The sequence below is a fragment of the Streptomyces sp. NPDC030840 genome (genome assembly GCF_055572015.1).
On the sequence record NZ_JBVIEE010000024.1, the window covers coordinates 1 to 16,153 of the forward strand.

Here is a 16,153-nt window from a genome sequence, read left to right on the forward strand (position 1 = left end):
CGCCCGGTTACATTCCGAACCCGGAAGCTAAGCCTTACAGCGCCGATGGTACTGCAGGGGGGACCCTGTGGGAGAGTAGGACACCGCCGAACAATTATTGGGAAAACCCCCGCACCTCACGGTGCGGGGGTTTTCTGCTTTAGTGGCCCGTATGGAGTTTGAGGATATGCGAGAAGGCGTGGTCATACGGGCGATTCGGGCCGACGAGTGGCCGCGGGTGAGGGAATTGCGGCTGGAGGCGCTCAGGGATCCGGTGGCGGACCTGGCGTTCCTGGAGACGTACGAGGAGGCTGCCGCCAAGCCTGACTCCTTCTGGCAGGAGCGGGCGGAGGGAGCGGCCGAGGGGACGCTGGAGCGGCAGCAGTTCGTCGCGGAAACGGCCGGTGGGGAGTGGGTCGGGACCGTGACGGTGCTCGTCGAGGAGGCCGGGTCGCTCGACTACTTCGGGGGCACCGTCGAGCGACGGCAGGCCCATGTCGTGGGGGTGTTCGTGCGGCCCGAGTACCGGGGAGGCGAGGCCAGGGTGACCGGCGCGTTGTTCGAGGCGGCGCTGGAGTGGGCCTGGAGGGCCGGCGCCGAGCGGACGCGGCTGTTCGTGCACGAGCGGAACACGCGCGCCGAGGCGTTCTACCGCAAGGCCGGGTTCACGGCGAGCGGGGTGATCGTGCCGGGGCCGGCGGGAGTTGGGGGCCGCGAGGTGGAGTACGTGGTCGAGCGCCACAGCTAGGGGCGCCTGTGGTGGGCGGGTATCTTCAGGCTTCTAGACCGGCAACTCGTACTGGGGCCACCGTGAGCGGCCCTGTTCCCTTGACCTCATCAGCGCGAGCGTCGGCATGCCGCGGTCCGCTCCGGTGGCCAGGAGGTCGGGGAGCTGGGGGAGGGGCGCCACCGCTGCCACGTCGTCCAGGATGAGGGTGAGTGGTGGGTCGAGGCGGCCGGAGGATGACCGTTCGGCCATGCGACGGCCGCGCTCGACCACGCTTGCGGTCAGGGCGGTGAGCAGAGGCATGGCCCCTGGGGCTGCCCTGGGGTCCTCGATGGGTTCACCGACCACATAAAGCGTTCCCCCTTCACCCACGAAGGAATCCAAGGCAACGGAGTCTGTTCGGTTTGGAGTGCAGGATTCCCTGACGTTGATCGTGGACAGGGACGACAGGGCACGGGTCGTCAGCTCCTGGGCCATGTCGCGGCGTTCGGGGTACGAGGTGAGCGCGGACTCCAGTTCGCCCGCCGTGCCGGCCGCGGCCTTGGGGTTCGTGCGCAGGACCCGTACGGCCTCCTGCACCTGCGTGCCCTGGGCCCAGCGATGGATGTGGCGGACGGTGCGGCCGTCCACGGCGGCGGCGTGCAGATAGCTGCGCAGGAGCGTTTCAGCGAGGTCGGCGAGGGCCTGGTCGATCTTGGCGGTGGGTCGTACCGGGGAGAGAAGCGCGGCTGCCCGGGCCGCGGCGACCGCCTTGACCTCGCAGCCTCTTGAGGGCGACCAGTGGAGGCGGGCGGGGGTGTCGCAGAGGTGTGAGGGGTCGTAGAGGTGGACCGGACCGAGTTTGGCGCGGGCGTCCTTGGTCTCGGCCCAGAGCACGGGGTTCGAGGTGATGACGAGGGCAGGGCCCTCGGCGTCGCGTACCGCCTGGGCGGCGAGGGGGTGGCGGGTCTCGGCCGGGCCCAGGATCATCGGGCCGCGCGGGACGCGTGGCGCGGGCACGGCGCCGGGGGCCTCGGGCAGGGGCGGCGCGTGTACCGGTGGTGGTTCGGGTGCTGGTGCTGTTTCTGCGGCTGGTTTCGTGAGGGTCGGGTGCGGTGGTGGGGGCGAGCCCGCGGTGTTCTGCGGCTCGGCCGGGGCTACGGCTCCCCCGGGGTCTGCCGGGCGTACGGTCTCTCGCGGCTCGAGTTGCCCGGGTTGCCCGGGTTGCCCGGGCGGTCCGGCCTCGTGCCGTTCGGGGTCCGCTTCCTCCGCCTTGCGCCGGGCCCGCACCGCCCGCCAGCGGGCCACTGTGCCCAGCAGGAAGACGGTCATCACCACCAGCACCATCAGCTGGCTGATGAACAGGCCCCAGAAGAGGCCGTACCCGGAGAGCTGGTCGGCGGGGGTGTCCGGCCAGGCGCCCGCGATGTCGTGGGGTTGCCCGATGAGGTGGCGCATCGCCAGGGGCGTACGGGCGAAGGTGACGCCGTCCGGCCACGCGTCCCGGGCGAACCAGCCGGCCAGGCCCGTCGCCGTCCACACCATCAGGGTCATACCGAGGAGGAAGGCGAGGACCCCGATCAGCAGTCCGTCGGGGATCCCGCCCTGATCCTCGCGGCGCGGGTCACGCCTGTCCGGTCTCATCCCACGTCACCGCCCGTGCTCACGCCACCGTCGACTCGGACGGTCCGTACCCGTCGACCTCGCTGAGATGCTGCTCCACGAATGCCGCCGCCCGTTCTTCCGCCTCCAGTTCCGCGGCGTGCAGGGCGTCGTCGGCGAGGTCGGTGGACGACTCGGTCATGGCGCGGTCCGTGAAGACGAGGGGGCGTTCGGTCTCGGTGACCAGGTGCTTGACCACCTGTACGTTGCCGTTGACGTCCCACACCGCGATACCGGGTGTGAGGGTCGGGATGATCTCCACGGCCCACCTGGGCAGGCCCAGTACGCGGCCGGTCGCCCTTGCCTCGTCGGCTTTCTGGGCGTAGATCGTGCGGGTCGACGCCATCTTCAGGATCGCGGCGGCCTCCTTCGCCGCCGCTCCGTCCACCACGTCCGACAGGTGGTGGACGACCGCGACGAAGGACAGGCCGAGGCGGCGGCCGAACTTCAGCAGGCGCTGGAAGAGCTGGGCCACGAACGGGCTGTTGATGATGTGCCAGGCCTCCTCGACCAGGAAGATGCGCTTCTTCCGGTCGGGGCGGATCCAGGTGTGCTCCAGCCACACGCCGACGATCGCCATGAGGATGGGCATGGCGATGGAGTTGCGGTCGATGTGGGACAGGTCGAAGACGATGAGGGGCGCGTCGAGGTCGATGCCGACGGTCGTGGGGCCGTCGAACATGCCCCTGAGGTCGCCGTCGACCAGACGGTCGAGGACCAGGGCCACGTCCAGGCCCCAGGCGCGTACGTCGTCTATGGCGACGTTCATCGCCTCCGCCGACTCCGGTTCGGGGTGGCGCAGCTGCTCGACGATGTCGGTGAGGACGGGCTGGCGGTCGACGATCGTCTCGTTGACGTAGGCGTGGGCGACCTTCAGGGCGAAGCCGGAGCGCTCGTCGAGGCCGTGGCCCATCGCGACCTCGATGATGGTGCGGAGCAGCGCGAGCTGGCCCGTGGTCGTGATCGCGGGGTCGAGGGGGTTGAGGCGGATGCCCATGTCCAGGGCCGCCGTCGGGTCGAGCCGGATGGGCGTTATCCCCAGCTCCTGCGCGATGAGGTTCCACTCGCCGACGCCGTCCTCGCCCTGGGCGTCGAGGACGACGACCTGGCGGTCGCGGAAGCGGAGCTGGCGGAGCACGTAGGTCTTCTCCAGCGCCGACTTTCCGTTGCCGGACTCGCCCAGGACCAGCCAGTGGGGGGCGGGGAGCTGCTGCCCGTAGAGCTGGAACGGGTCGTAGATGTAGCCCTTTCCGGAGTACACCTCACGGCCGATGATCACGCCCGAGTCGCCGAGGCCGGGGGCGGCCGTCGGCAGGTAGACCGCCTGGGCCTGGCCTGTCGACGTGCGCACCGGCAGCCGGGTCGTCTCGACCTTGCCGAAGAGGAAGGACGTGAAGGCGTCCGTGAGGGCGGACAGCGGATCCCGCATCAGAGCCGTACCTCCTGACGTACCCCCGCATGATCCGTATGATCCCGCATCCAGCAGCCCTACCTTCGGATTCCGGTGGCGAACGGAAGGGTGTTGACGAACGCGCGGTGGTGCTCGCGGTCGCACCACTCCAGCTTGAGGTACGACTTTCCGGCCGAGGCCCTTATGGTGCGCTTGTCGCGTGCGAGTGCCTCCGGGGAGCGGGAGGAGACGGTGATGTAGCCGACGAGGTTGACGCCGGCGGCGCCGCTGGCGAGGTCCTCGCCGCGCTGGTCGAGGCGGGAGTGGGAGGCCACGTCGCGCGGGTCGACGGTGCGGTTCATCTTGGCGGCGCGGCTGGCTTCGGCCTCGTCGTTGGTCTTCTCGGTCAGCATGCGTTCGATGGCGACCTCGGTGGGTTCGAGGTCCATGGTCACGGCGACCGTGCGGATGACGTCCGGGGTGTGGACGAGGAGGGGCGCGAGGAAGTTCACGCCCACGGGGGTCATCGGCCACTCCTTGATCCAGGCGGTGGCGTGGCACCAGGGGGCGCGGGTGGAGGACTCGCGGGTCTTGGCCTGGAGGTAGGTCGGTTCCATCGCGTCGAGCTCGGCCGGCCAGGCGTTGCGCTTGGTCATGGCCTGGATGTGGTCGATGGGGTGGTCCGGGTCGTACATGGAGTGCACGAGTGAGGCGAGGCGTCCCTGGCCGAGGGGCTGCCGTACGCGGATGTCGGCCTCCTGGAGGCGCGAGCAGATGTCGGTGAGCTCGCGGGCCATGACGACGGCGAGGCCGGCGTCCTTGTCGAGCTTCTTGCCGCCGTGCGGGCGGGCGGCGCGGGCCATGGCGTGGGCCTCGGCGGCGAGCTCGCGCGTGTAGTGCATGCAGGCGACGAGGTACGCGCGGTGCTGCTCGCTGCTGGTGGACACCATGGACTGCAGCTGGTCGTAGGACTGCTGGAGCCACGGCAGGGCCTTGTCGTCGCCGCGTGCGGCGACGTCCTTGGCGTGGGCGTCCGGGTCGGCGGGGAGGGTGCGGGCGAGCATCTGGAGGCGGGTGACGAAGCCGTCGCCGTTCGCCACGTGCTTGAGCAGGGTGCCGAAGCGGTCGACGAGTGCTTCCTGGTCCTCGGAGTCGCGCAGGCCGACGCCGGGGCCCTCGATCTCGATGGCGGCGGTGACGGTCCTGCGGTCGGCGTGGAGCAGTACGGCGATCTCGTCCGGCCCGAAGGGTGCGGCCAGCCAGGTGATGCGCCCGATGCCGGGGGGCGGGCCGACCTCGACCTCGCGTCCGTCGAGTGCGGTGCCGGCCTCCATGGCGGCGGAACGGTACGTCGTGCCCTGCCGGAGGGTGCGCTTGTAGCTGCGGTTGATCTCGAACCACTTGTAGAAGGTGCGGCGCTTGTACGGCACGTACACGGCGGCCAGGGCCAGCATGGGGAAGCCCATGAGCAGCACGATCCGCAGGGAGAGGACCGGGACGAGGAGTCCGCACATCATGCCGAGGAACGCGCCCGCGATGATCAGCACGATCTCGCCGGATTCGCGGTTCCGGCCGATCACGGCGTTCGGCCGGGCGCGGCCGATCAGATACGTACGGCGGGGCGTGACCGGATGGGACACGTGGGACTGGGTTGTCAACGCCCTTCACCTCCCGAGCGATTGCTGTTGCTGCTGTTGCGGGTGCTGCTGGCGTGGGGTGTGTTGGCCGGGCTGGAGCGTGGCGGGGGCGCGGCGGAGGGGACAGATCCACCGCCACCGCCCGAGGTCCGCGTGCTGTGCGCCGCCACGCCTCCGGAGGCGGGGTTGGAGGGGCGGGCTGCGGACGACTGGCCCGATCCGCCGTTGTTGTCCGCCCGGGTGCTGTGGGTCTTGATGCCCTGGGCCACGAGGGTGGCCGGGGAGCTGATGACGGCCGCGGCCTTGCCTTCGGCGCCCCGCATGATGCGGTTGTTGCGGGAGTTGGCGATCTCGTCGCCGAAGCCGGGTACGAAGCGGTAGATCATCGCGGAGGCGAAGATGGCGAGCAGGATGATGGCCAGGCCGGAGACGACCGCGGAGAAGGCGTCGGGCCCGTCCTCGCCGGCCAGTGCGCCGGCGAGCCCGAGCACGATGACGATCACCGGTTTGACCAGGATGACCGCGATCATGATGCCCGCCCAGCGGCGGACGTGGCCCCACAGGTTCTTGTCGACGAGTCCGGCGTAGACGACGGTGCCCAGGAGCGCGCCGACGTACAGCAGGGCGGCCCTTATCACCAGCTCCAGCCAGAGGACGCCGGCGGCGAGGATCGAGACCAGCGAGACGACGATGAGCATGATGGGCCCGCCGCCGATGTCTTCGCCCTTTTCGAGGGCGCCGGAGAAGTTGCCGAAGAACGTGTCGGTCTGGTCGCCGGTGGCCTTGGCCAGGACTTCGGTGACGCCGTCGGTCGCGGAGACGACGGTGTAGAGGATCAGCGGGGTGAAGGCGGAGGCGAGGACGGTGAGCCAGAGGAAGCCGATCGCTTCCGACAGGGCGGTGGTGAGGGGGACCCCTCGGACCGCCCGCTTGGCCACCGCGAGCAGCCAGAGGAGGAGGGTGAGGATCGTCGAGGCCGCGAAGACGACGGCGTACTGCTGCAGGAACGTCGGGTTCGTGAAGTCGACGTTCGCGGTCTGCTGGACGGCGTCGGAGAGCTTGTCGACGGTCCAGGAGGCGGCGTCGGCGCAGCCCTTGGCGAGGGAGGAGAGGGGGTCGAGGGGGTTGGTGACGTCGGGGGTGGTTCCGGTGCCGCTGCGGCTGCCGGTGTCGCCTTCGCAGACTTCCCTGGCCTGGCCGGAGAGGAGCCCGCAGTTGTTGTCGCTGGGTGAGGGCGACGGTGTGGGTGCTGCGAACGCCCGTGCGGCGAACAGGAACGCGGTGGTCTGTACGGCGGTGAAGGCTGCGGTGACCTTGAGTACGCGGCGTGGGCTACCGGGCATACGTGAACCCTCCGTACTCCTCGACTGCCTTCGAGATCTCGTCCGACGTCGACACCCTCTGGTCACCGTTGACCGGCGCGGGGCCTTCCTTCTGGGAGAAGCCGTCGACCTTCCAGTCGCCTTCGGTCCAGCGCAACGTGAGGGTCATGGTGAACCAGTCGCTGGTGACCGGGTTGTCCGAGCTCTCGCCCGTCATTCCGTACACGCCCGTGCACCAGACCTCGACGGTGGCGGTGCTCTCCGAGTAGTCGGTGACCTTGGTGCCGACGGGCATCGTGCGTGAGACGTATGTGTCGCCCTGGGGCGCGTCGCCGTTCTCGTCCAGGCCCACCTTGTCGAGGAACGCCTTGTCGTACACCTGGTCGAGATTTCTCTCCAGCTCGGAAGCCTTGTCGGCTGCGAACACCTGGCGGACGATCTCGGGTCGTCGGGCGGGTTTGAGGATGTCGGCCGAGACCAGCACCACCGCGTAGTTCGCGGCCGCCGACTCGACGCCCTGCTCACTGTGCGCGAACCCGGACGGAATGCCTCCGGTCTTCGTCCCCACCGGCTGCTTCCCGGACGGCGCCGTCGCCGTGCTCTCCGCTCCGGTGCTGCCCGAGTCGCCGCCCCCGGAGTCGTCTCCGCCGCGGTTGGCGAACGCGATGGCGGCGATGAGGAGGACCACCACGCCGACCACGGTCACGAGGCTGCGGGAGGACGACTGGCGGCCGCGTCGGGCGCCGCCGTACACGCCGCCGGCGGCCTGCTGTTCGGGCAGCCGGGTGCGGGTCTGGCCCGTGCCGCCCCGCGAGCCGCCGTCGCCGTATCCGTCGTCACCGAGACTCATGCCGCGTACGCCCCCTCGACTCCGTACGGAAGGACCTCGTACCGAAACGCATAGCAGTACGACGGTAGCCGTGCTGGTTCCCGCGCGGGCGCGGTGTGGAGACTCGACATCAGGGACATCAGGGGAACGCAACCTCAGCCGGTGGGCGCGACGGACGGGTGGTGGTAGTGGGGTACCGGGCGGGCCCGGCCGGGACTGATGGTCTGCTGGACCGGGCTACACGGCCATGCCGTACACGATCGTGAAGAGCGTGCCCAGTGAACCGATGATGAAGACACCGGTGAGGCCCGCGATGATGAGGCCCTTGCCCTGTTCGGCGCTGAAGGTGTCGCGCAGGGCCGTCGCGCCGATGCGCTGCTTCGCCGCGCCCCAGATCGCGATGCCGAGGCAGAGGAGGATGGCGACCGCCATCACGACCTCGATCATGACGCGCGCCTCGTTGCCCAGGCTGCCGAAGGGGCCCCAGTCAGGGGCGATTCCGCCGATGATGGTGGTGATGTCGCCCTTTTCGGCCGCAACGAACATGTAAGTCACCGCCCCTAGTGGGTAGTTCTGCACCCTCTACACGGGTGCGCAGAGGTCGGGCCCATTGTCGCCGACAATTCCACCGTCGTATGTCGACTTGGCGTCATTGGTTGGCGGGTTTCGTACGGATCGGTGGTGGCGGTCGCAGCGTCATACTGCAACGTTACTCTGTGTATCACGGCAGGTTACACCGGGCAATGAGGTCGAAGCGGAACCGGTGGTGTGGTTCCGTCGTTATCCACCTCTCGCGCCGCGGTCCTGGGTGGCCGATGTCGGCCGAGCGCGAAGTGCCTGGCCCGGCCCGCTTTTGACGGGGTGTCGAACCGATGTCCCTGCGGATTCCGAGTGTGCCGGACGTGGCGGCCGGGTGCGCGTGCGGGGTGGCGTGAACGCTCACCTTTGGCCAGAACTCGTCCGCTGCCCCGGGTGGGTGACGGCACGTGAGCGGGCCGCGGTGGTGTACCGCGGCCCGCTCTGCGCGTCGTACGCGTGTGCTGGATGTCTCAGCTGTGTCAGCCGAGTCAGCCCGTGAAGGCGCCCACCCCCTCAGGGGTGCCCCAGCCGGTCGGGCCGTCGTAGCCGGAGCGGGCGGCGCAGAAGTAGGCGGTGGAGCAGCTGCCGTTGCTGCCGGAGGTGACGTCGTTGAGGGCCGGGGTGCCGGCCGAGGCGTAGGGGAACCGGGCCGGGTACGAGCCGGCGGACGGGGTGCCCGCGAGGGCGTAGACCGAGGCGATGATGGGGGCGGAGGCGCTGGTGCCGCCGTAGGTGGCCCAGCCCTGGCCGTCGGCGCCGTAGGTGTCGTAGACCGAGACGCCGGTGGCGGGGTCGGCGACCGCGGAGACGTCGGCGATCATGCGCTTCGAGCAGCCCGTGTCGGTCTGCCAGGAGGGCTTGGCGTCGTAGGAGGAGCAGCCGGAGCCGGTGCCCTCGCTGCTGCTGGTCGACCAGACCGTCTCGGTCCAGCCGCGGGAGGATGACGACGTGGACAGGGCCGTGCCGCCCACCGCCGTGACGTACTTCGAGGCCGCCGGGTACTCCGCGCCGTAGCCGCTGTCGCCCGCGCTGACCGTGATGGCGACGCCGGGGTGGTTGAAGTACGAGGAGTCGTACGTGGCGTCGGAGGAGGACTCGGAGCCGCCGTAGCTGTTGGAGACGAACTTCGCGCCCAGCGAGACCGCCGTGTTCACCGCGGTGCCGAGGTTGGCCATGGTGGCGGACTTGGCCTCGACCAGGAGGATGTGGCAGTTCGGGCAGATCGCGCTGGCCATGTCGAGGTCGAGGGAGATCTCGGCCGCCCAGCCGCTGTTGGCGGAGGGGAGCGAGGTGGTGGAGCCGGTCTGGCTCACCTTCTTGAAGCAGCCGTTGGAGGTCGTGCAGGACGGCAGGCCGTACTCGGAGCGGTACGCGGCGAGGTCCGACGCCGCGTTCGGGTCGTCGTACGCGTCGACGATGGCGATGGTCGCGCCGGAGCCCTTCGAGGCGGCGGCGCTGGTCAGGCCGTAGGCGGACTGGAGGTCGCTGGGGCCGTAGCCGGAGGGGGAGGAGGCGTCGGCGGCCTTGGGGGCCGCTCCTGTCCGGGCGGCCTTCTGGAGCTGGAAGGCGGTGGTTCCGCCGGTGACGCGGAGCGCGTTGCAGGCCATCTCGCCCTTCTTCGAGGGGATGGCGCAGGAGCGGGTCCAGGTGACGTGGGGTTTCGTGGTCGGTGCGGACCTGGCCGGGGTGGTCGCTGCCGTCGCCTGGGTCGTGATGCCGAGGCCGGCGAGGACGAGGGCCGCCACGGTCGCGGCCGCGCCGCTGACGCGGTGCCATCTGCGGCGGGTTGCCGGGGCGTTGGGTCTGGCGGGGGGTGCGGTACGCAACGTAGAGCCTCCTGGGAGTGGGGTGGCAGGGGCAGTGCGGGTGGGTGAACGCCGGTGCGGAGTCCCCGGCGGCGGGCGGCGGCCCGCGGACGACCATCCGCCTGGCGAGTACGCGACAACAAGACCAGTTCCGGAATCCTGACCCCCGCATTGCCGAAGCGTGTGCGGGGCTTACCGATCGATGGCCGTGGGATGGAGTGCGGCTGGTGGCGGCTTGACCTGGCTCACAGGTGGCGCACAGCGTGCGTGGTGGCAGGTGGCAGGTGGCAGGTGGCAGGTGGCAGGTGGCAGGCGGTCGGCGGTCGGCGGTCGGCGACCTGCGAGGGTAGATAAGTTGTCGCTTATATAAGCGGGTGGTGATAGATTCGCTTCATGCACGCGTTCGAGGTGCTCGCGGACCCCGTACGGCGGCGGATCCTGGAGCTGCTGGCCGAGGGGGAGAAGACCTCGGGCTCCGTGTCCGAGGTCATCAGGGCGGAGTTCGGGATATCGCAGCCCGGTGTCTCGCAGCATCTGAAGGTGCTGCGGGAGAACGGCTTCGCGACCGTGCGCCCCGAGGGGGCGCGACGTCTGTACGCCGTGAACTCGGAGCCGTTGCGTGACATAGAGGCTTGGCTCGACCGCTTCCGCCGCTTCTGGACCCCGCCTCTGGAGGCCCTGGCCACGGAGCTGGCACGGGGCAGACGGGAGCGCCGGCGGAATGGGACGGATTCCGGGGAACCGTAACCTTCGAGGGGATACCCATGATCGACGTGACCCACCAGATCAACGCCGTACGGCGGCAGGTCGGCTCCCGTGTCTTCAAGGCGGGCGAGGCACGTGTGGTGACCGTGAGCCGGACGTACGACTCCACGGTCGAGGACGTGTGGGACGCCTGCACCAACCCCGAGCGCATCCCCCGCTGGTTCCTGCCCGTGACCGGCGAGCTGCGCCTCGGCGGGCGCTATCAGCTTCAGGGCAACGCGGGCGGCACGATCGAGCGCTGCGACCCGCCCGAGGGCTTCGGCGCCACGTGGGAGTACGACGGTGACGTCAGCTGGATCGAGCTGCGGCTGACGCGGACCCCCGAGGGCGGTACGCGTTTCGAGCTCGACCACGTCATGCACGTGGAGGACAACGCGCGCTGGGCGGAGTTCGGCCCCGGCGCGGTCGGCATCGGCTGGGAGATGGGCCTCGTGGGGCTCACGCTCCACCTCCGGACCGGGGCGGCCGTGGACCCGCAGGAGGCCATGGAGTGGTTCGGGAGCGAGGAGGGGCGCCGCTTCGTGACGTCGAGCAGCGATGGCTGGTACGAGGCGTTCGTGGCGGCGGGGGAGGATCCGGCGGAGGCCCGGGCGAAGGCGGACCGGACGACGGCGGCGTACACGGGCGTGGAGGAGGAGGGCGCGGAGGGGAGCGGCTGATCCCTGGCGGGGCCCGTGGGCCAGTCAGCCGGCTCCCCGCTCGTCCGCACCCGCGCCGCCCCTCGGCCTGACCAGCCCGGTCTCGTACGCGAGGACGACCGCCTGGGCGCGGTCGCGGAGGGCGAGTTTGGCGAAGATGCGGGCCACGTGGGACTTGACGGTGGCTTCGCTCAGCGTCAGTTCGGTGGCCAGTTCCGCGTTGGACAGGCCGCGGCCCAGGAGGGTGAGGACCTCGCGTTCGCGGGGCGTCAGGGCGGCGAGGTCGGCGTGCACGGCGGGTGGCCGGGTCGCCGCGTCCGAGGCGAAGCGTTCCACCAGGCGCCGTGTGATGGAGGGGGACAGCAGGGCGTCGCCCGTGTCGACCAGGCGTACGGCCGCCGCAAGGTGCTCCGGGGTGACGTCCTTCAGGAGGAAGCCGCTGGCCCCGATCGACAGCGCCGTGTACACGTAGCGGTCCAGGTCGAAGGTGGTCAGGATGAGGACCCGGCAGTCCGGGTCCTGTCGCAGGATGCGGCGGGTGGCTTCCAGGCCGTCCATGGTCGGCATGCGGATGTCCATCAGGACGACGTCCGGCTTGAGGTCACGCGCGGCCGCCACCGCTTCCGCGCCGTCGGCCGCCTCGCCCACCACCTCGATGCCGCGGGCTGTCAGGATCAACCGGAAACCGGTGCGGATCAGCGTCTGGTCGTCGGCGACGAGCACGCGCGGGGCCGGCTCGGCCGCGGCCCCGGTCACGGGCCCGCTCATGGCCCCGGTCACGGGCGGTCCAGCGGGATGCGCGCCCGGACCCGGTAACCGCCGCCGAGGCGGCGCCGGGCGTCCAGGTCCCCTCCGTACACCGCGACCCGTTCGCGCAAGCCCAGCAGTCCGCGGCCCGTGCCCTCCCGGTGCCGGCTCGCTGGTGCGGTGCTGGCGCCGGTGAGCACGCTCGGGCCCGTGTTCAGCACCTCCACGCGCAGCGCGTGGTCCGCGTACCGCACGGTCACCTCGGCCTTGCCGCCGTCGCCGTGCCTGAGCGCGTTGGTCAGCGCCTCCTGGACGATGCGGTAGGCGGTCACGTCGATGCCCTGCGGGAGGGGGCGGGGTTCGCCGGAGATCCGGACCTCGACGGGCAGGCCGGCGAACGATACCCGGTCGACGAGTTGGCCCAGCCGGTCGAGGCCTGGCTGCGGCGTCAGACCGACCGACCGTGGGTCCGCGCCCTGTCCCTGGTCCGCGTCCTGGTCAGCGTGTGCGCTCAGGGCCGTGTCCTCGCCGTTCTGCGAGGGGGCCAGCAGTCCCAGCAGGTGCCTCAGGTCGGTCATCGCGCCGCGTCCCGCGTCCTCGACGGCACGCAGGGCGGCCGTGGCCTCGTCCGGCATCGTGCCCAGCACCTCGCGGGCGGCGCCGGCCTGGACCACCATGAGGCTGACGTTGTGGCTGACGATGTCGTGCAACTCACGGGCGATGCGGTCGCGTTCGGCCGCGATCGCGGCCCGCGCGGCGCTCTCCCGCTCCCGCTCCAGCAGCCAGCCGCGCTCTCCGACGGCCGCCTGCCACCGGCGTCGCGTACGCACCAGCGCCACCGCCAGCCACAGCACGGCCCCACACGCCACCCCCAGCGCCGCCGTCAGCACGTCAGGACCCCCTCCCACACGGGGTTCACCTTCGCAGACGCCCGCCCGGACCGCATCAGCCCGTGGATCCAGGGCGCTGCATCTCCAGAATGAGGTGCGGGCCGAAGTGCCGTCCCCGGAGGGATGTTGAGGGCGCGCTCCTCCCTTAGCGTCCGGTGCATGGTCAGTGAAGGCAGTAGGGCTGAAGGCAGCAGGGAAGATGCCGTCGTACGGCTCGACGGCGTACGCAAGGAGTACGGCGAGACTACGGCGCTGGACGGCGTGTCGCTGGAGATCCGGGCGGGGGACGCGGTCGCCGTGATGGGGCCCTCGGGGTGCGGCAAGTCCACCCTGCTCAACATGATCGCCGGTCTGGACCGTCCGACGGGCGGCTCGGTCGTCGTGCACGGCGAGAACGTGGGGGAGCTGAGCGAGAAGGGCCTCGCCCTGTACCGGCGGCGCCGGATCGGCATGATCTTCCAGTTCTTCAACCTCATCGACGACCTGTCGGCGCTCGACAACGTGGCCCTGGCCGCGCAGCTGACCGGAACCCCCGCCCGGCAGGCCCGCCGCCGTGCGCTGGAGCTCTTCGAGGAACTCGGCATCGCCGACCGGCGCAACGCCTATCCGGCGGTGCTCAGCGGCGGTGAGCGACAACGTGTCGCCGTGGCCAGGGCGTTGATGAACCGCCCCGCCCTGCTGCTGGCCGACGAGCCGACCGGCGCCCTGGACAGCCGCTCCGGCGAGCAGGTGATGGACCTGCTGCTCGACCTCAACCAGATCGGCCAGACGCTGGTCCTGGTGACGCACGACGAGCACCTCGCCCGGCGCTGCGCCAGCAGACTCGTCGAGATCGCCGACGGCCGGGTGACCGGCGAGCACGCCCTGGAGCCGTCCGCATGAGGGCCGTGTGGCGGGCCGCGCGCGCGGCGGTACGGCGGCGCAGGCTCCAGACGCTCGTCATCGGACTGGTCACACTGACCTCGACGGCGGCGATGGTGGTCGCGCTCGGCCTGGTCGACGCGGCCTCCTCCCCCTTCGACAAGGCGTTCGCGCGGCAGCGGGGTCCGCACGTCGTCGCCGCGTTCGATCCCGCGAAGGCCTCGGACGCGCAGCTGGAACGGGCGGTCCGGCGGGCCGGCGCGCAGGCCGCCGGGCCCTTCGCCCAGGCCACGGTCGAACTCCCGGACGACGCCATGAACTACGGCCTCGGCAGCCAGATCACGGTCGTGGGCCGTCCCGGCCCCGGAGGTCGGGTGGACCGGGTGGACCTGTGGGCGGGCCGCTGGGCCACCCGGCCCGGCGAGGTCGTCCTCAACCGGCAGTCGGACTGGACCGCGGACGACCTCGGCAAGAAGCTGAAGGTGCCCTCGGGCCCGGACCTCACCATCGTCGGGTTCGCCTTCGACCTGAGCCGGACCGCGGAGGCGTGGGTCGCCCCCGAGCAGATGGCGGCCCTGCACCCCGCGTCCACTCAGATGCTGTTCCGCTTCACAGACGCGTCCGCGTCCTCGGAGGACCGGCTCCGCGCCCAGCTGGCCACGGTGACCGAAAGCCTCCCGGCGGGCGCGCTGACCGCCTCCCGGTCGTACCTCACCCTCAAGGAACAGGTGGGCAGTTCGGCGCGGGCGTACACCCCCTACCTCATGGCCTTCGGCGTCCTCGGTGTCGCGGTGGCGGTGCTGATCATCGCCAACGTGGTCAGCGGCGCGGTGATCTCCGGTTTCCGGCACATCGGCATCCTCAAGGCCCTGGGCTTCACGCCGGGACAGGTGCTCGCCGTCTACCTCACGATGATCTCCGTCCCCGCGGTCCTCGGCTGCGCGCTCGGCACCGCCGTGGGCAACCTGCTGGCTCGCCCCTTCTTCGAGTTCGTGTTCATGGGGCCGGACGCCGGGGTGTTCCACGGCGACGTCTCCATCGCGGCCTGGGTGAACGCCGTCACCCTGCTGGGCATGCCCGCCGTGTGCCTCCTCGCCGCGATGGCCCCCGCGATCCGCGCGCACCGGCTGTCCGCGGCGCGGGCGATCAGCGCGGGCAGTGCCCCACGCGCCGGGCGCGCACTGGGCATCCAGCGCCGGCTGGCGGGCAGCCGGCTGCCGCGCTCGGTGAGCCTGGGGGCGGGCCTGCCGTTCGCCCGGCCGGGCCGCAGCGCCCTCACGCTCGCCGCCGTGGTCCTGGGCGTGACCACCGTGACGTTCGCGACCGGCCTGGCCACGACGATGGACAGGTTCGGCAACGCGGGCCGGGACGCCTACCAGGTCACTGTGTACGCGTCGAGCTTCAAGGACGGCAAGGAGACAGAACCGGTCCACTCCGACCCCGAACTGCACTCCCTGCTGCGGTCGTTGCCCGGCGCCGTGGGGGTCACCGCGAGGGCGGACGTCGAGACGCGCTTGGCGGGCTCCGCGGACCAGGTGTGGCTCGAAGCCCGTCGGGGCGACCGGCCCCGGCTGGACAGCGTGCTCACCGACGGCCGGTGGCTGCGCGGTACGGGCGAGGCCGTGGCCGGGTCGGCCTTCCTGCGCCGGAACGGCCTGCGCGTCGGCGACGAGATCCGCCTGGCGAAGGGCGACCGGAGCGAGCGGATGGTCGTCGTCGGGGAGTTCATGCAGAGCAACGCCCAGGCGGTCGTCGCCGACTGGGCGACGCTCCAGGCGCTTGCCCCGCAGGAGAAGCCCATCGCCTACCACGTCAAACTCCGCGAGGGAGCCGACCCGGACGCCTACGCGCGCGCGGCGAGGGCCGCCGATCCGGGGATCAGCCCGTCACCGCAGGGCCCCAACACCACGACCCAGACGATCATCGGCTCAGCCGCGGTCCTCACTCTGATGCTCGCTGTCGTCGCCTCCCTCGGCGTCTTCAACACAGTCGCCCTCAACACCCGCGATCGCCGCCGTGACCTGGGCATGCTGAAGTCCATCGGGATGACACCGCGCCAGGTCACGGCGATGACGGTGACGTCGATGGCCGTGCTCGGAGCGCTCGGCTCCCTGGTCGGCGTCCCTCTGGGCGTGGCGGGCTACGAGGCGGTCGTACCGCGGATGGCGGACGCGGTGGACATCACTCTGCCGTCGTACATGACGGACGTCTGGCAGGCCCCGGCCCTGGCCGGCCTGGCCTCGGCCGGAATCCTGATCGCCGTCCTGGGCGCGTACGTCCCGGCGCGGGGCGCCGCGCGGCTGACGATCGCGGAGGTCCTGCACAACGAGTGAGCGGGCTCGG

General features: G+C 71.0%; 14 protein-coding genes and 1 rRNA gene. 6 read left to right on the forward strand and 9 right to left on the reverse strand.

The genetic code is table 11. The features are described 5' to 3' along the window. Both rrf and ACZ49J_RS36175 read left to right on the forward strand, forming a co-directional pair. Window positions 1-92: ribosomal RNA gene (gene rrf / locus ACZ49J_RS36170) — 5S ribosomal RNA — on the forward strand; the annotation flags it as partial. A 59-nt stretch (window positions 93-151) separates the two neighbouring features. After that, window positions 152-727, forward strand: a complete 576-nt coding sequence (locus tag ACZ49J_RS36175; RefSeq protein ID WP_467455254.1) for a GNAT family N-acetyltransferase — start codon at window positions 152-154, stop codon at window positions 725-727. Window positions 728-760: 33 nt separating this feature from the next. Here ACZ49J_RS36175 and ACZ49J_RS36180 read toward each other — a convergent pair whose 3' ends face one another. From ACZ49J_RS36180 to ACZ49J_RS36210, 7 genes are all read right to left on the reverse strand, one after another. Beyond that, the gene (locus ACZ49J_RS36180) at window positions 761-2,329 is read right to left on the reverse strand and encodes a type IV secretory system conjugative DNA transfer family protein (protein WP_467455253.1); all 1,569 of its coding nucleotides are present in this window, start codon (window positions 2,327-2,329) and stop codon (window positions 761-763) included. Window positions 2,330-2,348: 19 nt separating this feature from the next. Continuing rightward, entirely contained in the window at window positions 2,349-3,776 is a 1,428-nt protein-coding gene (locus ACZ49J_RS36185) for an ATP-binding protein (RefSeq protein ID WP_467455252.1), read from the reverse strand. A gap of 59 nt (window positions 3,777-3,835) precedes the next feature. Next, window positions 3,836-5,395, reverse strand: coding sequence for an SCO6880 family protein (locus ACZ49J_RS36190; protein WP_467455250.1), 1,560 nt, complete (start codon window positions 5,393-5,395; stop codon window positions 3,836-3,838). Beyond that, complete coding sequence (locus ACZ49J_RS36195; RefSeq protein WP_467455249.1) at window positions 5,392-6,717, reverse strand: hypothetical protein; 1,326 nt, start codon at window positions 6,715-6,717, stop codon at window positions 5,392-5,394. The genes ACZ49J_RS36190 and ACZ49J_RS36195 overlap by 4 nt, the downstream gene beginning before the upstream one ends. Continuing rightward, window positions 6,707-7,546, reverse strand: coding sequence for a DUF8175 domain-containg protein (locus ACZ49J_RS36200; RefSeq protein ID WP_467455248.1), 840 nt, complete (start codon window positions 7,544-7,546; stop codon window positions 6,707-6,709). The genes ACZ49J_RS36195 and ACZ49J_RS36200 overlap by 11 nt, the downstream gene beginning before the upstream one ends. A gap of 216 nt (window positions 7,547-7,762) precedes the next feature. Beyond that, window positions 7,763-8,071, reverse strand: a complete 309-nt coding sequence (locus ACZ49J_RS36205) for a hypothetical protein (protein WP_351416155.1) — start codon at window positions 8,069-8,071, stop codon at window positions 7,763-7,765. A 521-nt stretch (window positions 8,072-8,592) separates the two neighbouring features. Next, window positions 8,593-9,930, reverse strand: coding sequence for a S53 family peptidase (locus tag ACZ49J_RS36210; RefSeq protein ID WP_467455247.1), 1,338 nt, complete (start codon window positions 9,928-9,930; stop codon window positions 8,593-8,595). Window positions 9,931-10,302: 372 nt separating this feature from the next. Here ACZ49J_RS36210 and ACZ49J_RS36215 point away from each other — a divergent pair, with 372 nt between their 5' ends. Together ACZ49J_RS36215 and ACZ49J_RS36220 are read left to right on the forward strand one after the other, a co-directional pair. Then, window positions 10,303-10,656 carry an ArsR/SmtB family transcription factor gene (locus ACZ49J_RS36215; protein WP_467455246.1) on the forward strand — a complete coding sequence of 118 codons (354 nt, stop codon included), beginning with the start codon at window positions 10,303-10,305 and terminating at the stop codon, window positions 10,654-10,656. 17 nt (window positions 10,657-10,673) lie between these two features. Then, on the forward strand, window positions 10,674-11,333 hold the full coding sequence (locus tag ACZ49J_RS36220) for an SRPBCC family protein (RefSeq protein ID WP_467455244.1): 660 nt from the start codon (window positions 10,674-10,676) through the stop codon (window positions 11,331-11,333). Window positions 11,334-11,357: 24 nt separating this feature from the next. Here the strand turns inward: ACZ49J_RS36220 and ACZ49J_RS36225 are convergent, their stop codons facing one another. After that, a complete protein-coding gene (locus ACZ49J_RS36225; protein WP_467455243.1) occupies window positions 11,358-12,080 on the reverse strand; it encodes a response regulator in 723 nt (240 codons plus the stop codon). Between the two features lie 8 nt (window positions 12,081-12,088). Further along, window positions 12,089-12,967, reverse strand: a complete 879-nt coding sequence (locus tag ACZ49J_RS36230) for a sensor histidine kinase (RefSeq protein WP_467455242.1) — start codon at window positions 12,965-12,967, stop codon at window positions 12,089-12,091. Between the two features lie 141 nt (window positions 12,968-13,108). Here ACZ49J_RS36230 and ACZ49J_RS36235 point away from each other — a divergent pair, with 141 nt between their 5' ends. Further along, window positions 13,109-13,831, forward strand: a complete 723-nt coding sequence (locus ACZ49J_RS36235; protein WP_467455240.1) for an ABC transporter ATP-binding protein — start codon at window positions 13,109-13,111, stop codon at window positions 13,829-13,831. Next, the gene (locus ACZ49J_RS36240) at window positions 13,828-16,143 is read left to right on the forward strand and encodes an ABC transporter permease (RefSeq protein ID WP_467455238.1); all 2,316 of its coding nucleotides are present in this window, start codon (window positions 13,828-13,830) and stop codon (window positions 16,141-16,143) included. Before ACZ49J_RS36235 ends, ACZ49J_RS36240 begins: the two co-directional genes overlap by 4 nt. The last annotated feature ends 10 nt before the right edge of the window (window positions 16,144-16,153 follow it).

Coding starts and splice junctions, on each gene's coding strand:
- ACZ49J_RS36175 (WP_467455254.1), top strand. CDS start 152: ATGGAGTTTGAGGATATGCGAGAAGGCGTGGTCATACGGGCGATTCGG.
- ACZ49J_RS36180 (WP_467455253.1), bottom strand. CDS start 2,329: ATGAGACCGGACAGGCGTGACCCGCGCCGCGAGGATCAGGGCGGGATC.
- ACZ49J_RS36185 (WP_467455252.1), bottom strand. CDS start 3,776: ATGCGGGATCCGCTGTCCGCCCTCACGGACGCCTTCACGTCCTTCCTC.
- ACZ49J_RS36195 (WP_467455249.1), bottom strand. CDS start 6,717: ATGCCCGGTAGCCCACGCCGCGTACTCAAGGTCACCGCAGCCTTCACC.
- ACZ49J_RS36200 (WP_467455248.1), bottom strand. CDS start 7,546: ATGAGTCTCGGTGACGACGGATACGGCGACGGCGGCTCGCGGGGCGGC.
- ACZ49J_RS36205 (WP_351416155.1), bottom strand. CDS start 8,071: ATGTTCGTTGCGGCCGAAAAGGGCGACATCACCACCATCATCGGCGGA.
- ACZ49J_RS36215 (WP_467455246.1), top strand. CDS start 10,303: ATGCACGCGTTCGAGGTGCTCGCGGACCCCGTACGGCGGCGGATCCTG.
- ACZ49J_RS36220 (WP_467455244.1), top strand. CDS start 10,674: ATGATCGACGTGACCCACCAGATCAACGCCGTACGGCGGCAGGTCGGC.
- ACZ49J_RS36225 (WP_467455243.1), bottom strand. CDS start 12,080: ATGAGCGGGCCCGTGACCGGGGCCGCGGCCGAGCCGGCCCCGCGCGTG.
- ACZ49J_RS36235 (WP_467455240.1), top strand. CDS start 13,109: ATGGTCAGTGAAGGCAGTAGGGCTGAAGGCAGCAGGGAAGATGCCGTC.
- ACZ49J_RS36240 (WP_467455238.1), top strand. CDS start 13,828: ATGAGGGCCGTGTGGCGGGCCGCGCGCGCGGCGGTACGGCGGCGCAGG.